Origin of the sequence: Winogradskya humida (genome assembly GCF_016862215.1) — a bacterium.
Lineage (GTDB): Bacteria > Actinomycetota > Actinomycetes > Mycobacteriales > Micromonosporaceae > Actinoplanes > Actinoplanes humidus.
Genome location: NZ_BOMN01000010.1, coordinates 150,738 through 169,132 on the forward strand (window position 1 = coordinate 150,738; position 18,395 = coordinate 169,132).

General features: G+C 68.1%; 16 protein-coding genes. 8 read left to right on the forward strand and 8 right to left on the reverse strand.

Annotated elements, in window-relative coordinates:
- Position 1: 1 nt before the first annotated feature.
- Positions 2–1,228 carry a helix-turn-helix domain-containing protein gene (locus tag Ahu01nite_RS03330; RefSeq protein ID WP_203834857.1) on the reverse strand — a complete coding sequence of 409 codons (1,227 nt, stop codon included), beginning with the start codon at positions 1,226–1,228 and terminating at the stop codon, positions 2–4.
- 407 nt (positions 1,229–1,635) lie between these two features.
- Here Ahu01nite_RS03330 and Ahu01nite_RS03335 point away from each other — a divergent pair, with 407 nt between their 5' ends.
- The 3 genes from Ahu01nite_RS03335 (at position 1,636) to Ahu01nite_RS03345 (ending at position 3,837) form a co-directional block, all read left to right on the forward strand.
- The gene (locus Ahu01nite_RS03335) at positions 1,636–2,739 is read left to right on the forward strand and encodes a radical SAM protein (protein ID WP_203834858.1); all 1,104 of its coding nucleotides are present in this window, start codon (positions 1,636–1,638) and stop codon (positions 2,737–2,739) included.
- A gap of 15 nt (positions 2,740–2,754) precedes the next feature.
- On the forward strand, positions 2,755–2,904 hold the full coding sequence (locus Ahu01nite_RS03340) for a hypothetical protein (protein ID WP_203834859.1): 150 nt from the start codon (positions 2,755–2,757) through the stop codon (positions 2,902–2,904).
- 102 nt (positions 2,905–3,006) lie between these two features.
- Entirely contained in the window at positions 3,007–3,837 is an 831-nt protein-coding gene (locus tag Ahu01nite_RS03345; RefSeq protein WP_203834860.1) for a phosphotransferase family protein, read from the forward strand.
- A 302-nt stretch (positions 3,838–4,139) separates the two neighbouring features.
- Here the strand turns inward: Ahu01nite_RS03345 and Ahu01nite_RS03350 are convergent, their stop codons facing one another.
- The gene (locus Ahu01nite_RS03350) at positions 4,140–5,006 is read right to left on the reverse strand and encodes an SDR family oxidoreductase (protein ID WP_203834861.1); all 867 of its coding nucleotides are present in this window, start codon (positions 5,004–5,006) and stop codon (positions 4,140–4,142) included.
- Between the two features lie 100 nt (positions 5,007–5,106).
- On the opposite strand from Ahu01nite_RS03350, the gene Ahu01nite_RS03355 reads away from it, so the two are divergent.
- Positions 5,107–6,078, forward strand: a complete 972-nt coding sequence (locus Ahu01nite_RS03355; protein WP_203834862.1) for a LysR family transcriptional regulator — start codon at positions 5,107–5,109, stop codon at positions 6,076–6,078.
- Between the two features lie 11 nt (positions 6,079–6,089).
- On the opposite strand, the gene Ahu01nite_RS03360 is transcribed toward Ahu01nite_RS03355, so the two are convergent.
- From Ahu01nite_RS03360 to Ahu01nite_RS03380, 4 genes are all read right to left on the reverse strand, one after another.
- The gene (locus Ahu01nite_RS03360) at positions 6,090–7,037 is read right to left on the reverse strand and encodes an ABC transporter ATP-binding protein (protein WP_203834863.1); all 948 of its coding nucleotides are present in this window, start codon (positions 7,035–7,037) and stop codon (positions 6,090–6,092) included.
- 85 nt (positions 7,038–7,122) lie between these two features.
- Positions 7,123–7,917, reverse strand: a complete 795-nt coding sequence (locus tag Ahu01nite_RS03365) for an ABC transporter permease (RefSeq protein WP_239158583.1) — start codon at positions 7,915–7,917, stop codon at positions 7,123–7,125.
- Complete coding sequence (locus Ahu01nite_RS03370) at positions 7,910–8,770, reverse strand: ABC transporter permease (protein WP_203834865.1); 861 nt, start codon at positions 8,768–8,770, stop codon at positions 7,910–7,912. Before Ahu01nite_RS03370 ends, Ahu01nite_RS03365 begins: the two co-directional genes overlap by 8 nt.
- A gap of 2,033 nt (positions 8,771–10,803) precedes the next feature.
- Positions 10,804–11,133, reverse strand: coding sequence for a hypothetical protein (locus Ahu01nite_RS03380; RefSeq protein WP_203834867.1), 330 nt, complete (start codon positions 11,131–11,133; stop codon positions 10,804–10,806).
- 408 nt (positions 11,134–11,541) lie between these two features.
- On the opposite strand from Ahu01nite_RS03380, the gene Ahu01nite_RS03385 reads away from it, so the two are divergent.
- The 4 genes from Ahu01nite_RS03385 to Ahu01nite_RS03400 are packed head-to-tail and all read left to right on the forward strand — an operon-like array spanning position 11,542 to position 17,238.
- Entirely contained in the window at positions 11,542–14,808 is a 3,267-nt protein-coding gene (locus Ahu01nite_RS03385) for a WG repeat-containing protein (protein ID WP_203834868.1), read from the forward strand.
- 21 nt (positions 14,809–14,829) lie between these two features.
- On the forward strand, positions 14,830–15,828 hold the full coding sequence (locus Ahu01nite_RS03390; protein WP_203834869.1) for an aldo/keto reductase family protein: 999 nt from the start codon (positions 14,830–14,832) through the stop codon (positions 15,826–15,828).
- Positions 15,829–15,883: 55 nt separating this feature from the next.
- Complete coding sequence (locus Ahu01nite_RS03395) at positions 15,884–16,207, forward strand: PadR family transcriptional regulator (protein ID WP_203834870.1); 324 nt, start codon at positions 15,884–15,886, stop codon at positions 16,205–16,207.
- Positions 16,204–17,238: a hypothetical protein gene (locus Ahu01nite_RS03400; protein ID WP_203834871.1), complete on the forward strand. Its 1,035-nt coding sequence runs from the start codon at positions 16,204–16,206 to the stop codon at positions 17,236–17,238. The genes Ahu01nite_RS03395 and Ahu01nite_RS03400 overlap by 4 nt, the downstream gene beginning before the upstream one ends.
- Here the strand turns inward: Ahu01nite_RS03400 and Ahu01nite_RS03405 are convergent.
- Positions 17,210–18,028: a site-2 protease family protein gene (locus Ahu01nite_RS03405; RefSeq protein ID WP_203834872.1), complete on the reverse strand. Its 819-nt coding sequence runs from the start codon at positions 18,026–18,028 to the stop codon at positions 17,210–17,212. The two genes, Ahu01nite_RS03400 and Ahu01nite_RS03405, sit on opposite strands and share 29 nt — an antisense overlap.
- Positions 18,025–18,222, reverse strand: a complete 198-nt coding sequence (locus tag Ahu01nite_RS03410; protein WP_203834873.1) for a hypothetical protein — start codon at positions 18,220–18,222, stop codon at positions 18,025–18,027. Before Ahu01nite_RS03410 ends, Ahu01nite_RS03405 begins: the two co-directional genes overlap by 4 nt.
- Positions 18,223–18,395: the final 173 nt, after the last annotated feature.

The window sequence follows — 18,395 nt, forward strand, 5'->3', positions numbered from 1 at the left end:
CTCACCATCGCGGCAGTCGTGTCCCGATGCCCATGCGCTCGCTCAGCTGAATCGCCAGCGACGGCGGGCGTGGTCGGCTGAGAATCTCCCGGACCAGAGTGCGTGACAGCCGGTGGTATCGCACTTGATCCGGCCCGATCCGTTCCGCCGAGAGCAGGGCGGCGAGCGCCTCATCAACTTGATTCCATCTTGAGTGAGCTCGTGCCGTCTCGATCGCATGACGGACCCGCCGTTCGACTGGAAGCGCGGAAGTGTCCAGCCCCGGGCCAATCTCGATTGCGCGTTGCACATCACCGAACTCGTTGGCCACAGCCACCCGATGGATCTTGACGTTCGTCGGACCGAACGCGGTCCACACGAAGTTGCCATCCATACCGAGTCTCATTGCGGACGCGTCCGCCTCGCCAAGATGTAGATCAGCGGAGCCGCGGTCGTCTGATCGTGCCGAGGCCATGGCACAAACAAGGTGGAGGCTCCCGTACACCGAGAGCAACTGAGGCGTAGGTCTGGATAGGCGTGGCTGAAGATATTCGGCAGTTGCCGACGCGAGTCCGACTGCTTGGCGATACTCGCCGATGGATACCAAGGCGTGAGCAGCTGCCCGGCTGAGCGACCCGATGACGATGTTATCATTGCTCGAGTTCGCAGCTGCCAGCCCACGGCTCGCTGCGATCCAGGCGAGGTCGGCCTCGCCGATCTTAGTTAAGAACAGGGTAGCGACCTGATGGGCGTACGCCGCCGAGGCCTGGGCCTGCTTTCCGGCGGTGCCGTCATAGAAGCGCATTGCGGTATGGCAGTCATGCAGGAGGAAGGGGAGCCGGCGCGCGAGCGTTCCGTAACGAGAACGCTGGTAGTCCCGCCACGCCTCCTCGATGTCGTTCGTCAGATCGGTCGGCGACGGCGGGTCTTCCTCTGGCACCGCCAGAATCGCCGGCGTCAGATGGCTGTAGTCATGCAGTGCCGCGCGAAGAGCCGGAATCGTTTCTCGCCCGGAGTCCGGTGACCACTCGAAGAGGTCGGGCTCGCCGATCAAGTCGCCGAGCGACACGTCGAGCGCTTTAGCGATGGCTCGGATGACCGACAAACGGTCAAGGTCGGCACGGTTGGTTTCGACCTTGCGTAGCCACTCTCCGGTCTTGCCTACGAGACCGGCCAGTACCTCCTGGGACATGCCGCGTCGACGACGGTAGAACGCGACGCGCTGCCCGGTGGTCATCTCGTCAGTCATGCCTCGCATGTGATCATCCTGACCGCCCACGCTGGACCAACCCGGTAAAGAAATTCCCGGTCGCCTCGTCGTAGTCAGCCTAGCGTCGGGATCTCAGGATCGGTGTCCTCCCGAAGCTGCGACATTTAGAGGTGATATTTGTGTTGATCGGCGCGCTGTCGGCCGTTCTGCTGACGGGCTTCGCGTTCGGGCTGATGTCCTTCAAGGTCAAGAACCGATGGTGCCCCGCGTGCGGTGGAACCACGAGAGAAATAGCTCTTCAGCAGGCACCAGAACGAATGCAGGCCACAGGAAATTAATCCGTTTTCTCAGCTATCGGCCGCGATTCCGGTACCAAAACCTTTGACCGAACAAAGGCAGCCGCTAATAGGACCTGGTCCGCAGCACCGACTGAAGGGAGTTGGCACGTGTACCAGCTGATCGGTACGAAGTACCTCGGCGAATATTTCGTCTTGCGGCAGGGCAGCGTGAGCGGCGTCAGGCTTTCGGCCAGTAAGTTCCAGGAGCTGCGCGACGCCGGCCCTGACGGACTGTCGCCGCCCTGGTTGGTAGAAATGGCCCAGCAAACCTGGCAGGTCGAACTCGCCGATCAACCAATTGCCGGAAACGTCCTCGTGCGGCCCGACAGCCCTCATGGCTACAGCCGCGCCAGCTACGAACTCAACCTCGGCTGCAACTACGACTGCGAACACTGCTACCTCGGGCTCAAGCGTTTCGAGGGTCTCGATTGGCCTGACCGCGAGCGTCTGCTCCTCACCATGCGCGACGCCGGCGTCGTATGGCTCCAGCTCACCGGCGGAGAACCCCTCGTCGATCGTCACTTTCGTGATGTGTACACGTACGCCTTCGAACTCGGCATGCTTCAGACGATCAGCACCAACGGCAGCCGGCTCTGGCGCGCTGACATCCTCGACCTGCTGGTGACCCGACCCGTCTATAGGTTGACCATCAGCGTGTACGGCGCGACCGCCGACGGCTACGACAAGGTCACCAGGCGGCCAGGATCCTTCCAAAAGTTCACCAAAGGCCTCGCAGCAGCCGTCGAGGCAAAACTACCGATGAATCTCAACCTCGTCGTCACCCAGAGCAACGCCCATGAGCTGGATGGCATGAAGGCGTTGGCAGACAGATACGGGCTGCCCTACCACGTCTACAGCAACATTTCCCCGACCATCTACGGCGGCGCGGAGGTGCTGCGGTCGCAGGATCCCTCCTATTTACGCCGCCGAACGCCGTTCACCGGCTGCAACGCTGGCCACACGTTCTTCCACGCCGATCCGTACGGGAAGGCGTCGATCTGCAAGGTGGGCCGCGACCCGAACGTCCCGCTGCTGGAGGAGGAGGTCGAAGGTCTTCGGCGCCTCGGCGGGATCGCCGACCGCCTCTTGGGCCGCCAAGGTGGCTGTACTGGCTGCACCCTCCAAGGCACCTGCGGCACCTGCATGCCGCTGGTACAGCTCTACCGCAAGGCCAATGCCGACCTGCGGACTTACTGCCAGCACGGCAACTGATCGAAAGGAGCCACCATGGGATCGGTACCCGTCTTCCTCGAGCTTCCCACCCACCCGCAGCCCGACGAGCTCGACCCGGCGGAGGGCATCGCCGTCACGGACATGGAGGATTTCTCCACCGCAAACAAATGCAACTGCGCCGCCAGCGACGACAACCCGTACTGACCGATCGAACCACCCGCCCGTGTCCGGTCTGGCCCAGGCCGGGCACGGGCCAGTCTGGGAAACTCGTCGCCGTCCGGCAACTCGTGATCGCAGGAAGGGCTCATGCAGCGAACCGACTGGGAACAGCTCTCCGAACCGGTCCGAGCAGCGATCGAAGTTCGCACCGGGCCGGTTCGCGCTGCCTCGACCGTGTCAGCGGGGAAGAACTCGGCCATCGCCGCCGTGTTGGAGACAGCCACCGTCTCGGTGTTCATCAAAGGCCTTCGAGTTGATGATCCCCGTGTGGCCGGTCAAGTTCGAGAGTCGGTCGTCAGTCCGTACGTCCGCGAGCTGTCTCCCAAGCTTTTCTGGCGAACAGAGGTCGAGGGTTGGAGTTTGCTCGGCTTTCAGGTAGCGAGCGGCCGGCACGCCAATTACGCGCCAGGTTCGCTGGACATTCCCAAAGTCGTTGACGCGATACGTCGGCTGGCTCAGATCCGGTGTCCCGACCTACCCGAGCTGAAGCGAGCCGAGACCCGCTGGGCAGGCTTCGTTGACACGGCCGACCTGCCCTTACTGCGGGGCGACACGTTGCTGCACACCGACTACGCGCCCGACAACATTCTCATCGATGGCTCCAACGCTAGCTTGATCGATTGGGCATGGCCGACTCTCGGAGCTGCATTCATCGACCCTGGCTGCTTGATCATCCGCTTGATCTTCGCCGGGCACACGCCGGAAGAGGCCGAGCGCTGCGTAGCGCCCACCCAGGCATGGCGAAGCGCTGCCCCGGAGGCTATCGATGTCTGCGCGGCTGCCCTTGCTGGGATGTGGGCCGAGATCGCAGAAACGGAACGCATCTCTTGGAAGCAGCAGATGGCTGAATCAGCCGCCGCTTGGCACGCTTACAGGCGGCAGCCTCAACGGTGCCAATTCGAGGCAGCCGATCGGTAGCCCTCGAAGTAGGTGTTAGCACGGCAGCCGCCATTCATGATCATGAATGAGTTTCGAGGTTGAGACGGCGGGCGTTGTGGGCTCGTCGGGCTCTTGCCTGGTGTCGGCGTGGCCATTTGACCAGCACAAACGATAGGCGATCTTGCAGGTCGGCCGGATCAACCGGGCAGGGCCTCCGCTATCGCCCTCAGCCACCGCAAGGTCTGATGTTGTGTCACAACGCACAGATGATCACGCGGCGCCCGTTCTTGTACCCGCAGGACCCGAAGTCACCTCACGAACGGCGGCTGCCGCACCAGGCCTCAGGCGAAGTAGTGGCCCGAGTCCAGGTCGGCGAGGAGGCCGGGCTGCGTGGGCTCCCAGGTCAGCAGCTTGCGGGTCAGCGCGTTCGTGGCTGGGGTGTCGGCGCCCGCCAGCATTCCGAGGAAGCCGAAGTGGTCCGCTGCCTGCTCAGGGGCGATGCTTTTCACGGGTACGCCGAGATGGCGTCCGACAGACTCAGCGATCTCCCGGAACGGCACGCCCTCGTCGCCGACGGCGTGCAACCGGTGCCCGACCGAGTCCGCTTCCACCGCGAGCCGGAACAACCGGGCGGCGTCCAGCCGGTCCACGGCAGGCCAGCGATTCGCGCCGTCCCCCACGTACGCGGAAAAGCCCTTCTCCCGCGCAGCGGCGATGATCAGCGTGACGAACCCGTGCAGGTCTCCCTCGCCGTGCACGGACGGCGGGCAGCGCACGATCGAGGCGACGCCGGATTCCAGCGCGGCGGTCTCGGCGGCACCGCGCGGCCATTCGGGGCCGGGCAGGTCGTCCTCGGTCACGGCGGTGCCAAGCCGCATCATGGTCGTGCCGGACGTGATGACGAGCCGGCGGGCGGCACCGGCCAGCGCCTGAACGGCATGCAGGTCCAGGGCGACGGCGCCGCCGAAGTTCGCCATGTCGTCGTGCTTGAACGCGGTGTGGATCACGGCGTCCGCGTCGGTGGCCCCGGCGCGCAGGGCGTCGAGGTCCTCGAGGTCGCCGCGGTGGACCTGCACTCCCGCGGCGGTCAGCGCTGCCGCGGACCTGTCGGACCGGGCCAGGCCGGTGACCTCGTGCCCGGCGCCGAGGAGTTCGCTGACGACGGCGGACCCGATGTACCCGCTCGCGCCGGTGACGAATACCCGCATGGTGGGAGCTCCTCAGATAGGGGAAATCGTGTCTCCATCGTGGGAGCAGTCCGGGCGTACCGTCCAAAGCTTGTTTCGTATCGTGCAATACGCTTGAGGCATGACCACAGCTCAGGTGGGTCCGGATCTCGATCTGCGGCTGGTCCGGTATTTCGCGGTGCTTGCCGAGTACGAGCACTTCGGGCACGCCGCGACCGCCCTGCACATCACCCAGCCGTCGCTGAGCCGCCAGATCCGCCAGCTGGAGCAGCAACTCGGCGCGCGGCTGCTGGACCGCACCCCGCAGGGCAGCCAGCTCACCCCCGCCGGTCAGGTCTTCCTGCCCCGTGCCCGCGCACTGCTCAAGGATGCCGCCGACGCCGCCGCGCAGACCCGGGCCGCCGCGACCCCGCACGAGCTGACAGTCGGCTACACCACGAACCTCATCATCACCCCGGCCGTGCGGCACTTCCGGCGCCAGCACCCTGACGCCGAGGTCCGCAGCCTCCACCTGAGCTGGGACGACGGGCACACCGCCCTGCTCGAGCGCCGGGTCGACGCGGTGGTCACCCGGCTGCCGTTCGCCACCGCCGGGCTGGACGTCACGGTCCTCTACGACGAACCCCGCGCGGTGCTGGTCTCCCACGACCACCGGCTCGCCGGCAAGGAATACGTCACGCTCGACGACATCGCCGACGAACCCGTCCCCAAGGTCATCGGCAACCCCACGTGGAACGCGTTCTGGCGCATCGACCCGCGCCCCGACGGCAGCCCGGCACCCGACGGCCCGCTGATGGAACGCATCGAGGACAAGTTCGAGTTCATCGCGGACGGCCGCGCCGTAGCCATCGTCCCCGCCCACATGAGCCACCGCCCCGACCTCACGATGATCCCCCTCGAAGGCGTCGAACCCACCCCCGTCGTCCTCGCCACCCGCGCCGGCGACCGCAGCCGCCTCGTCACGGCCTTCCGCAAGATCGCCCGCGCCCACCTCATCTGCGACCTCGCCGGCCAAGCCCCCACCGGAGCCGGCCAGATCGGAGCCGGGGCCGGGGCCGGTCAGATCGGGGCCGGTCAGGGCGCGGGCGGCTGAGCCGGGGCCGGTCAGACAGTGCGGTAGAGGCGGGCGACCACGTCTTCGATGTCCGGCTCGACGAGCGAGAGGTCGCGCAGGGCGGGCAGCGCGCCGACGACCGCGCCCGCGGACGATGAGGTCAGCTCGAAAACGGCCCGGTGGCCGTCCGCCTCGGTGGAGAGCAGCTCGGCGCCCGGCACCACGAAACCGGGCGGCAGGGGGGCGTCGAGATCCACGACGAGGCGGCGGCGGGAACCGTACCGGTCGTGGAGGGCTTCGATCGTGCCGTCGTGGACCACCCGGCCGTGGTCGATCACCACGAGCCGCCGGCACAGCCGCTCGATGTCGGCCAGGTCGTGCGTGGTCAGCACCAGCGTCAGGTCGCCACCCGCGCCCAGCTCGGCCAGGAACGAACGCACCGCCTGCTTGCTGACGACGTCGAGCCCGATCGTCGGCTCGTCCAGGAAAAGCACCGACGGCCCGTGCAGCAATGCCGCCGTCAGCTCCCCGCGCATCCGCTGCCCCAGCGACAATTGCCGAACCGGAGTGTCCAGGAAATCATCGAGATCCAGCAGCGACCGGCAACGTTTCAGCCGGGCGGCGTGTTCCTGCGGCGGCACCCGGTAAATGTGACGCAGCAGCGAGAACGAATCGCGCAGCGGCAGATCCCACCACAATTGCGAGCGCTGCCCGAACACGACGCCGATCCGTAACGCCAGCCGGGTGCGCTGCGGCACGGGCCGGAGCCCGCACACGCTGACCTCGCCCGCCGACGGGGTCAGCACGCCGGTCAGCATTTTCAGGGTGGTCGATTTCCCGGCGCCGTTCGGCCCGATGTACCCGACCATCTCACCCTGCTCGATGGACAGGTCGATGCCGTCGACGGCGCTGACCGTGCGTTTCTCGCGGCGTAATCGGCCCGCTTTCACGCGTACAGTGAAATCTTTCCGAAGGCCCTTCATCGAAATCAGCGTCATGCTCTGCTCTCCTTTGTCATGCCCTTCTGGCCCTCGCTGTCGCGGCCGTCAGTCGCCAACGCTGCGGCAAGCTCGGTGCAGTCCGTCATGACCCAGTACTCCTATAATGCCTGATCCCAGCCCGCCACATAAAAGCAGCCGCAGCGGCCGCGATCAGGGCGACGAGCGGGGAGAGAAAACCTGCCCAGGCAGGCAGGCCGAGCGGATCGTCACGGCCCAGGAGCGTCACCGCCGGCTGATAGGCGACAAATCCAAATCCCATGGCGTACGCGAAAAGCGCGCGGAACCAGCCCGAATAAACTGGCACCGGATACGCGGTGAAATCGCGCCCGCCGTACGTGAATGCACTTCCGAGGTCGCCGGAATCGATCCACCAGAACGTGACACTGGCGCTGATGACGAAAATCGCGCCGAAGAACACCGCCCCGGCCAGTGGCGCGATGACGATCAGCGCGACCCGGGCCGGCGTCCACGCGATGGCGTTGACGTGCAGCGCGACGGCCAGCACCCCCACGCCGACGACCAGCCGGAGGGCCTTGCGGAGGGGCAGGTCCATGAGCAGCAACTGCGGCAGGGCACCGAGCGGGCGCACCAGGACAGCGTCGAGCAACCCCGTCCGCACGTAGGTCTTGAGCCGGTCCACGTTGCCGACGGTGAAGTCCGCCAGCGCGAACGCCAGCGACGACAGGCTCACGATCAGCAGGCCTTCGGACAGCGAGAAGCCGGCGACCGTACGCGTAGCCTGGAAAAGCACCAGAACAGCCACGACGTCGAGCGCTGTGCCGCCGACGTTGCTGAGCAGATCGACCACGAACGACGTGCGGTACGACGCGAAGGAGCGCCACTGTGCCCTCGCCAGGGAGGTGTACGGGTTAGCCACCCTGGGCCACCAGTCGCTTCTCGGCACGGCGCTGCACATACGCCGCGAGCGCCAGCAGCACCACCGCCCACACCGCCTGCAACGCGACCAGGCCGGCCTGCATCAGCGGCGGATCCCGCTCGACCAGCACGTCGGCCGGCGTCTGCAGCAGCCCGGGGAACGGGGTCGCCACCCAGAACGTGACAGCCAGCCAGTCCGGCAGGAACCGCAGCGGGAAGTACAGGCCCGCGAGAATGCCCGCCGAGAGCGTCCACAGGGTGATCGGGCCACGGGCATCATGCAGCCAGTACGCGGTCGCGTTGACCAGGAAGCGGAGCCCGAGACTGCCGATGACCGCCAGCAGGATCGACACCGCGAGGAGCGGGACGGTGAACCAGCGCTCCGGGGCGTACAAGTCAAAGAAAATCGCACCCACCGCGAGGGGCGGCAGGAAGCGGAAGATCATCGCGTGCGCGGCCCGCCCGAGGTCAGGCGCGAGATAGCCGATAACCGGATGGACCGGACGCAGCAGATCAGCCGTCACATCGCCGGACCGGATCCGATCGGCCAGCTCCGTCCACCCCCACAGCGCCACCACGGTGAGTAATCCCTGCCCCACCCACACGTACGTCGCGAGCTGCTCGGCGTCGTAACCGCCGGGCTTGGCATCGGTAGCACCGGCCGCCACAGCGAGCAGCACGTAACAGCGAAGGAACCCGAAGACGATGTTGGTGAACGATCCGGCTATCGTCGCCTGCCGGTAGGTCGCGAACCTCCGGAAACCCGACCACGACAGCGCACCGAAAGTAGTGACCCATTCCCGGAACGGCCTGCCCGGAGAGATCTCGGGCACCCTGGCGTCAAGGCCGTCCACGCCGTTAATCTCCTTTCACAACCCCACAGCTCCCGCAACTCCCGCCGCGGAGCTGGGCGACCGTACCGGGCGCCCCGCCCCGCCGCGCGCCATTTCCGACAAGGTGGAACTCCCGTGACCGAGCGTAGCCAAACGTCCGGCACCTGCCAGGGTGCCCGATGAACGGCTGGAGCTCGACCGGCAGCGCCTACGGCTGGGACGACGAACCCGCCTGGGTCTACGAAATCACCTGGGAATGGCAACCCGAACCAGGCCAGCGCTACCCCGGCGACCCCGGCCAACGCCGCGCGGTCCACCACCCGGTCTACGACGCGGCCGCAGCTGCCGAGGCCGCAGCCTCGTGGGACGCCGACTTCAAAGCGATCGCCCAGGCCTCTTCGCCGCCTTCTTACGCTGCCCCCTCCTCCGCACCCCCGTACCCGGAGTCACAGTCCTCGGGGCCGCCATACTCCACCTCAGGCATGCCGTACCAGTCCTCCGGCGTGCCTTACTCATCCTCCGGCGTGCCTTACTCGTCCTCGGGCGTGCCTTACTACGGCAACCCGACCTCCGGGGGCCCCGCCCCGGGACAACCGACTTACGGCGCGCCGTACCCCGCTTCGGGAGGGCCCGCGCGACCGGTCTCACCCGGCGCCGGGCGAGCGACTGTCGGGCGGCCTCCGCAGCCTCCGCCTTCCTGGGAGGGGCCGGGCAGCACACCCTCCGGCCCATCGTGGAATCGGCCGGCCCACCTCCCCGACCGCCTTCCCGAACCCGACCGCCGCCCCTACGGCCAGCCTCACCCTGGGCAGGCTCACTCTGGGCAGGCTCACTCTGGGCAGGGTGAGCGGCCGCGCGGCACGCAGCCGTTCGGTGGGCGGCCGCAGGGTGGGCAGCCTCATGGCGCTCAGGGCCAGGACGGGCCGTCTTACGGCGCCTACCCACAGAGCGCTCAGCCTTACGGCGCTCAGGCTCAGGACGGGCAGCCTTATGGCACCCACCCACAGAGCGCTCAGCCTTATGGCACCAGGCCTCAAGATGGCCAGCACTACGGTGTCCAGCCCCAGAGCGCTCAGCCTTACGGTGTCCAGCCCCAGAGCGGGCAGCCCTACGGTGCTCAGCCCCAGAGCGGGCAGCCCTACGGTGCTCAGACTCAGAGCGGTCGACCTCAGGGTGGGCAGCCCTACGGTCCCCGGCCTCAAGCCGGGCAGCCCTACGGTGCTCAGGCCCAGGGCGGTCAGCCCCACAGTGCGCAGACTTACGGTGCCCAACCTCAGAGCGGCCAGGCCTACGGCGGCCAAACCCAGGACCAGCATCACGGCGGCAACCCTCCCGCCCACCCCGGCATGCCCCGGCGCCCCACCCCTTCCCAGCAGCCCACGTCCTACCAGCAGCAACCACCCCACCCGAACCAACCCACCCGCACCACAGACCCCCGCGTTGCCGACCCAGGCGCCACGGATCCACGCGCCGTCGATCCATGGGCCGCGCAGCAATCCGGCGCCCCCATCGGCCCCCGCTCGGGCGCAGGGATCGATCCCCGCTCGGGCGCCGGCGTCGATCCGCGCTCGGGTGCCGGTGTCGATCCCCGCTCGGTCGCGCCCATCGACCCGCGATCCGGCGCCCCGCTCGACCCAAGGTCCGGCGCCCCGGTCGATCCGAGGTCCGGCGCCCCGGTCGATCCGAGGTCCGGCGCTCCGATCGATCCGCGCGTGGCGCGGGCGGGGGACCCGCGTCCGCCGGCCCCCAGCCCGGTCCACCCGGCCGCGCAACCAACCGCGTCCAACCCGCCACGCCAGACGCCACCCCAGCCCGAACCCCGCACCAACGCGCCCTACGGCACCCGCCCGGAGGGCCAGCACCCCAACCCGTACGGCACCCGCCCCGAAACCCGCCCGGCCCCGGCCTACGACACCCGCCCGGAATCCCGCCCGGCCCCGCCGTACACAACGCACCCCACCCAGGCCCCTCACACCACAACGCCGCACGGCCCTCGCCCCGGCGCGACCCACGACGCCGAACCACCAACGGACCCGCGCATCCCCGCGCCCGCGCTACGAGACGTCCCGCCCTCGGACCGCCCCCGCACGCCTCCCCCCACCCAGCAGCCGCCCTTCCAGCAGCCCTCCAACCAGCAGGGCCGCAACCAGCAGGACCCCCTCCAGCAGGACCCCCTCCAGCAGGATCCTCTCCAGCAGGGTCCTCTCCAGCCGGCCGAGCGCCCGGCGCCGTACACCCACCCGAGCCAGCCCCCGCTCCCGCAACCCGCACCGAGCCACAACCAGCAGTCGCAGCAGCAGCCCGGCCAGGCCCAGCCCACGCAACCGGGCCAAGCCCAGCCGTCGCAGTTCCAGCCGGGCCAGAACCAGCCGTGGCAGCCTCAACCCGATCCGGCCCGACCGGCTCAGCCTCAACCAGGTCCGGTCCAGCCGGCTCAGCCGCAGCAGCCCGCCGCATGGGCTCCGCAGCCAGCGCCGCCGGTCGTCCCTGCCGCTGCACCTCAGCCGGTCACACCAGCCGTACCCATCCCGACAACACCTCCGGTTACCCAGGCGGCAACCACGGCACAATTCGCTGCGGCACCACCGGCAACGCCCTCCGCACCGGCCTCGCCTGCGCTACCAGTCGAGGCGGCACCGCCGGCGACGCCTCCTTCGCCGGAGTTGTCGGTGCCCGTGGCGTTCGCGGGTCAGACCGGGCCGGCTCCGCAGGTGACCCCTGTCTCTCCGGGTACGCCCATCGGTTCCGGCACGCCAGATCAGCAGGCTGGGCCGGCGGCAGCGTCGCCGGGAGTGCCTGCCGCGCCCGAAACGGATCGGGCCAGCGCGCTGTTCGGGCCGTTGGGCGGCTTTGACGCGCAGGGCCGGCCGGGCGGGGTGGGCGCTGTTGAGCCTGCGGCGGCCGGGGCTGCGTTTGCGCCGGCGGTTGTTGAGCCGGCCGGTGGGCCGGTTCCGGTAGCTGAGCCTGCCGCAGCGGCCAGTTCGGCACCGGTTTCGCCGGAGGGCGTCGCGGGGGATGCAGGGCAAAGTGTTGAGGAAGAGCGCGGACTCGGCTGGCTCCTCGAGCTGAGCGGCCTGGGAGCCGTCACCACCGAACCCGAGTCGATCCCGGTCTCCCCCGCCCCGGAGGAGCCCGCCCCGAGCGCAGACGTGGATTCCCCGGTCAGCGGCGCAGCGACGCCCGGCAAGACCGACTGGTTCGCCCCGACCACCGAGACCGACCTCATCATCCCGACCATCACCAAGCCCCAGGCCGAGCCCGACGACCAAATCGAGCCTGAAGCCAAGATCCAGCCTGAGAGCCACCCCGAGCACCCCGCTGACATCGACGCTGAGAGCCGCCCCCAGCACGAGGTCGAACAGCCAACTGACTCCGAGCAACCGGCCGCAGTCAGGGTTGAGACCGAGAACCCGGCTGACACCGAGGAACCGGCTGAGGTCAGGTCTGGAGTCGAGCACCAGGCCGAGGCCCGGCGCGAGGACGAGGTTGAGAACGTTCCCCAAACGGGGCATACGGTTGTTGAGGACGAGACCGATGCAGCAAACGTCTTCGAGTCGTTCTCTGTGGACGGGGCCGGGCCGGAGACCGAGTTCGCTGCGGAGCCTGAGGCCGGCTACGAACCAGACGAGGACGGCGCTGAGCCTGAGGGTGGGAGCGAGCCGGGGGATGTCTCGGACACGGAGGCCGCGGATGCGCTCGATGTTGAGTCACCGTCCGCTGCTCAAGACGAGTCTCATGGTGAGGCTGTAACAACGGTTGTCGTGCCGGAGATGCCGGAGACGAACGCTGTGGAGACGGCTGGACCTCAGACTCCGATTGTCGCTGAGGACGAAACCCTGATCGCGGATGAGCCGCGGACACAGGCTCGGGTCGAGCTGCAGACATCGACTGCGGACGAGCAGGAGTTGTCGGTCTCGGCCGCGCGGGAAACCCAGGCCGTGGACGAGCCCGAACTGCCCGTCGAGGTCGAGGCGCCGGCACTGGCCCAGGCTCAGGAACCGGTTCAGGCAGAAGAGCCGGTCCAGGCAGCAGAACCGGTCCAGGCTCAAGAGGCGGTCCAGGCTCAAGAGGCGGTCCAGGCTCAAGAGGCGGTCCAGGCAGAGGGTCCCGCCCAGGTCGGGGGGCTGGATCAGGACCGTTCGGAGCTGTCGGTTGCGGCCGAATCGCAGGTCGTGGTGCATGCTCCGGTCGGGGACAGGGGCGCGGCGCAGGGGTCCGATGGGATCGAGGCAGAGGGCGAGCCTCCGGTGATGGCCGGGGTCGCTGTGGGTCGGCCCGTCGTTACGGCAGCTTCGTTGGCCGAGCCGATGCCGGAGGACACTACGGTCCCGGCTGAGCTGGACATGCCGGCCGCCGAGGTTGCGCCTCCGAGCAACGATGAGTCACACCCCGAGCAGGCCGTTACCGAGCCAGAGCAAGCCAAGTCAGAGCAAGCCGAGCCAAAGCAGGCCGGGCAAGAACAGGCCGGGCAAGAACAGGCCGAGCAGGAACAGGCCGATCGAGAGCAAGCCCGATCAGAACAGGCCGGGCCAGAACAAGCTGAGCCGGAACAGGCCGGGACCGACCTGCCGAGCGGGAACACGGCCGCAGAGGCGAGGGTCCAGGCCGCGCCCGAGGTTGAAGAAGCTGCGGAGAGGCCCAGGACCGCGATAGAAACTCCCGCAGTAACCGCGATCCGCGCGCCGAGCGTCCAGCTGCCGACCATTTCGGTGGCGCCGCCGCCCATCAGAACAGTCGAGCCTGTCAGGCGGTTGGTGGATCCGGAGGCTGTGCTTTCGGCGTACCCGTGGATTGTTGATCCGGTTACTTTGCGGGAGACGGCCGGGGAGCTTGAGCAGCTGATGGCTGTTATGGATCGGTTGACCGACAAGCTGGAGTATGCCGAGCGGGACGGGATTCGGGCCCGGTTGCTCAGTTTGCGGGCCGTCGTGGGGCGGGTGCTCGGGGAGTATGGGCGGGCGCTGGCTGATGGGAATGAGGCTTTGCGGCATGCTGAGGCGACCGGGGAGCTCAAGCTGATCGCGACGGTTCGGGCTCGGCTTGCTCATGTGCATCATTGGCGGGGGGACTTCGCGGAGGCCGATCGGCTTTATGAGGAGGCTAATTCCGTCGAGTTGCCTGATCGGTTGCGGGCGGAGATGCATGTCAGCGCCGGGAAGTCCTGTTATGAGCAGGGACGGTATCTCGAAGCCTGTAACCATTTTGAGTTGGCGCTGGAATTGCGGCGGGTGGAGGATCCGGAGCTCGTTTCGCGTACTGAGTCGGCGCTTGACTCTGTTATGGCTCGCGTGCAGGAAAGCGGCTGGGGGCCCTATCAGCGCTCGCGTGAGGAGATTCTCGAGCAGACCCGGCCGCCGCAGCCGGCTTCCGATTATGAGACCGGTTATTTCGGGTACGCCGACGGTAATGGTGACGTTGTTGTCGAGGAGCGTTATGCCGAGGCGCAGCCGTTCCATGAGGGTGCCGCGTGGGTTCGTCAGCCCGGTGCCGATGTGTGGGAGCTGATTGACGAGAGCGGCAATTTGCTGATCGACGACGCTTCCGGATATCGGCAGGTGGGGCGGTTCTCGGATGGGCTGGCCTGGGTTTCGCGGGATGTGAACGGCGGATGGTTCGCGATCGACTGGCACAACCGGGTGATCGTTCCGGGTGGGTTCGAGGACGCAAAGCCGTTCAGGCACGGCATCGCTCCGGTACGCCGTGAGGGCTGGGGTGCGCTCGACCGGCACGGGCATGTCGTGGTGCAGCCGAAGTACCAGGGTTTCGTGACAGTGCTCACCGGGGGCGGCGCCGTGGACGGGTTCACCGAGGAGGGCCTGGCGATCGTGGACGCCGGGGACAAGCTCGGGGTGGTCGACAGGACGGGGCAGGTGCTGGTGACGCCGCGGCACGTGAAGCTGCTGATCCATCCGGCCGGGTTCGTGATCGGGAACGCCGCGGGGCGGTGGGGTGCGCTGGACCGTCAGGGCGATCCGATCGTCGATGTCGCGTACGACAATCCTCTTGAGGTTGCCCGTGAGATCGAACGCCTCAGCCCGGAGAACAGGCCGGTGCTGTAGGGCGCGGGTAGGTTCGGCCGTATGGAATATCGTCACCTCGGCCGCTCCGGCTTGATGATCAGCGAGATCGCGTACGGCAACTGGATCACCCACGGGTCGCAGGTGGAGGAGGATGCCGCGACCGCGTGCGTGCGGGCCGCGCTCGATGTGGGCATCACCACGTTCGACACCGCGGATGCGTACGCGGGGACCCGTGCCGAAGAGGTCCTCGGCCGCGCGCTGAAGGGTGAGCGCCGCGAGGGTCTGGAGATCTTCACGAAGGTTTTCTGGCCGACCGGTCCGGGCCCGAACGACCGCAGCCTGTCCCGCAAGCACGTGATGGAGTCGATCACCGGTTCGCTGCGCCGGCTCCAGCTCGACTACGTGGACGTCTACCAGGCGCACCGCTACGACTACTCGACCCCGCTCGAGGAGACGATGCAGGCGTTCGCGGACATCGTGCACTCGGGCAAGGCGCTCTACGTGGGCGTTTCCGAGTGGACGGCGACGGAGATCCGGGCGGGCTGGGAGCTGGCCCAGGACCTGAAGATCCAGCTCGTGTCGAACCAGCCGCAGTACTCGATGCTGTGGCGGGTCATCGAGGCCGAGGTCGTGCCGCTCAGCGAGGAGGTCGGCGTCGGCCAGGTCGTGTTCTCGCCGATCGCGCAAGGCGTACTGAGTGGCAAGTATGAGCCGGGCAAGCAGCCGCCGGCGGGGTCGCGGGCCACCGATGACAAGTCCGGCGCCGAGTTCATCAAGCGTTACATGAGCGACGACGTGCTGACGACGGTCCAGCGACTGCGTCCGCTCGCGGACCAGGCAGGGCTGAGCATGGCCCAGCTGGCCGTGGCGTGGGTCCTGCAGAACACGAACGTCTCGGCCGCGATCATCGGCGCTTCACGCCCCGAGCAGGTCAAGGACAATGCCAAGGCCGCGGGTGTACGCCTGGAGCCCGACCTCATGAAGGCCATCGAGGAAGCCGTCGGTGGCATCGCCGAGCGCGACCCGTCCAAAACGGTGAGCCCCGCCAAGCGTCCCTGACACCCGTTCATAACCTGGACGCGAGCATATCTTCGCGTCCGATATATTACTCACCATGTCTGATCCACTTCGGGAACCGACGTTCCTGATCCTCACCGCCCTCGTCGATGAGCCCCTGCACGGTTACGGGCTCATCGCCGAGGTGGACCGCCTCTCCGAGGGGCGCGTCTCGCTGCGGCCCGGCACCCTCTACGGCGCCCTCGACCGCCTCACCGATGACGGGTTCGTGGCCCGCGACCGCGAGGAGGTGGTCGACGGGCGCCTGCGCCGCTACTACCGGCTCACCCCCGGCGGCGAGGGCGCCCTCCGTGCCGAAACCGAACGCATGCGCCGGCACGTCGAAACGGCAACCCTGCGACTTCAGGGGCGTACGGCGTGAGCGACCCCTACTACCGCCTGCTGTTCGCCTATCCGCGGCGTTACCGTCGCGAGCGCGGCCGGGAACTCGTCGACATGTACCGCGAGCTTTCCGGTGACCGCCGCCGCCCGACCGTGTCCGAGGCCGCCGACCTGATCGTGGGTGGCATCCGGGAACGCGTGCGAGCCGTGGGACTGGGTGGCCTGTCCCGCGCGGTGCCGGCCGCGTCCGTGTTCACGCTCGCCGCGCTGACCGGGCTGTCGGTCTACTACCTGCTCGTCTTCGAGCTCCACCCGGCCGGCGGGGAGTCGTTCGGCCCGTTCGCGAGCATCTACGTCTGCGCGTACCTGGGCTGGCTGGTCACCGCGGTCACCGCCGCCGTCGTTCCAGGCCGCCTCGCCCGCACGTCGGCCGCCGTGACCCTTGCCCTGCTCGCCGGTGCGATCGCCCTGCGCTTCGTCGGGGGCCCGTGGAACACCCTCCACCTGTACATGGGGCTGCCGCTGGCGGTGCTCGGCGTGATCACCCTGGCGCTGCCCGCCGCCACGTCGTGGACGGCCCGGATGGCCCCGCTCGCCGTCGCTGCGGCCACCGTCTTCACCGTTGTCGTCCGGCCGCCGCTCGGCTCGGATGGTCCGGCCATGATGGGAACCCTGTGGGAACCCGGCGCCGGCACCTACGGCATGTGCTGCTCCTACGAGGTGCCGTCTTCCTACCCGCTGCACCTGGCAGCCATCGCACTGCTCATCGCGGGTGTGACCGCGGCGCTGTTCCACGCGTGGCGCGGCAGCTCCCGCGGCGCCTGGACGCTGCTGGTGCTGGCCACACCGATCGCGGCCCTGGCCACGATGTGGCTCTCCGAGGTGGAACCGTTCCGATCGGTCTCCTCCCGCTTCACCGGCTGGAACGAGATCACCGTGTGCATCGCCGGCATCCTCGGCATCCTGCTCGCCGCCGTCGGTCTGCCCGCCGCGGTTGTCCTCCTCACGGCCGCCCGCCGGATCACATCGGCTATTTCGTCGTTCAGGAAAGCTCGCTCCAGAAGCGCATGAAGTAGAGGCCGAGCTGGCCCAGGTCGTCGGGGATCCCGATGAGACCGGCGAGCCAGTTCACCGCGGTGAAGAACCAGACGTTGATGCGGGACTGCCAGAGCAGGACGAAGAGCAGCAGGAAACCGTACGGAGCGAAGAGGTTGTAGGCACGCTGATAGGGCGCGCTGAGCCAGGGCTGGACGATGTTGCCGCCGTCCAGCCCCGGGACCGGGAGGAAGTTGAGCAGGCTCGCCGTCACCTGCAGGAAGGCAAGGGCTGCCAGGGCGACCCAGAACGCCGCGTGCGGGCTGGTCGTGCCGTCGGCGTAGATCGCGATGCCGTCGCCGCCACCGAGGGCGAACGGGATCGCGAGCAGCAGGGCGAAGACCACATTGGTGAGTGGCCCGGCCGCGCTGATCAGGGAATCCTTGACCTTGCTGTTGATGTGGGCGTGGTCGACCCAGACCGCGCCGCCGGGCAGGCCGATGCCGCCGAGGATCACCGCGATCAGCGGCAGCACGATCGACAGGACCGGGTGGGTGTATTTCAGCGGGTTGAGACGCAGGTAGCCGCGCTCGGCGACGCCCAGGTCGCCGGAGAAATACGCGACGATGGCGTGGGCGTACTCATGGAGACAGAGCGAGAACACCCACCCGGACACGACGAACAGGAAGACGTCGACGCGGACGTTGCCGAACCCGGTCCAGGTCATCCAGGCGCTGACCGCGACGACGGCCAGGATGCCGACGAAGACCGGACTCGGAACGAAGGCGCTGCGCGGGGTCCCGCGACTGAGTTGGAAGCTGCTCACTCTGCCGGCAGCAGACTCATCTTGTAGTCGACCCGGTCATCCTCGACCAGGGTGACCTGGGCGACCCCGGCGGCGGCCAGCTCGCGCCAGGCCTGCCCGATCCAGGACTCTGCGTCGGCCTGGCTGCTGAACGTCTCGGCCGGGCCCGTGACAGGCTGCCCGTCGACGCCCTCGTACCGCCAACTCCACGGCATGCGGTCGCCCTCCTCGATGTCTGAACGTGCGTGAGGTCCACCCTACGGGGTGTCTACGACACCGTCTGTCCGGGCGCGCCAGCCCTGTGGACAACCCCGCGGGCCCGGGCAGTTATCCACAAGCGCGCCGGGTCGGCCCGCACGGGGCAGGACGACGGATCTAAGGTACGGGG

What these genes read in the sequence shown, in the direction of transcription:
- Ahu01nite_RS03330 (WP_203834857.1), bottom strand. Translation starts at nt 1,228, where the DNA reads ATGACTGACGAGATGACCACCGGGCAGCGCGTCGCGTTCTACCGTCGT.
- Ahu01nite_RS03340 (WP_203834859.1), top strand. Translation starts at nt 2,755, where the DNA reads ATGGGATCGGTACCCGTCTTCCTCGAGCTTCCCACCCACCCGCAGCCC.
- Ahu01nite_RS03345 (WP_203834860.1), top strand. Translation starts at nt 3,007, where the DNA reads ATGCAGCGAACCGACTGGGAACAGCTCTCCGAACCGGTCCGAGCAGCG.
- Ahu01nite_RS03350 (WP_203834861.1), bottom strand. Translation starts at nt 5,006, where the DNA reads ATGCGGGTATTCGTCACCGGCGCGAGCGGGTACATCGGGTCCGCCGTC.
- Ahu01nite_RS03355 (WP_203834862.1), top strand. Translation starts at nt 5,107, where the DNA reads ATGACCACAGCTCAGGTGGGTCCGGATCTCGATCTGCGGCTGGTCCGG.
- Ahu01nite_RS03360 (WP_203834863.1), bottom strand. Translation starts at nt 7,037, where the DNA reads ATGACGCTGATTTCGATGAAGGGCCTTCGGAAAGATTTCACTGTACGC.
- Ahu01nite_RS03390 (WP_203834869.1), top strand. Translation starts at nt 14,830, where the DNA reads ATGGAATATCGTCACCTCGGCCGCTCCGGCTTGATGATCAGCGAGATC.
- Ahu01nite_RS03395 (WP_203834870.1), top strand. Translation starts at nt 15,884, where the DNA reads ATGTCTGATCCACTTCGGGAACCGACGTTCCTGATCCTCACCGCCCTC.
- Ahu01nite_RS03410 (WP_203834873.1), bottom strand. Translation starts at nt 18,222, where the DNA reads ATGCCGTGGAGTTGGCGGTACGAGGGCGTCGACGGGCAGCCTGTCACG.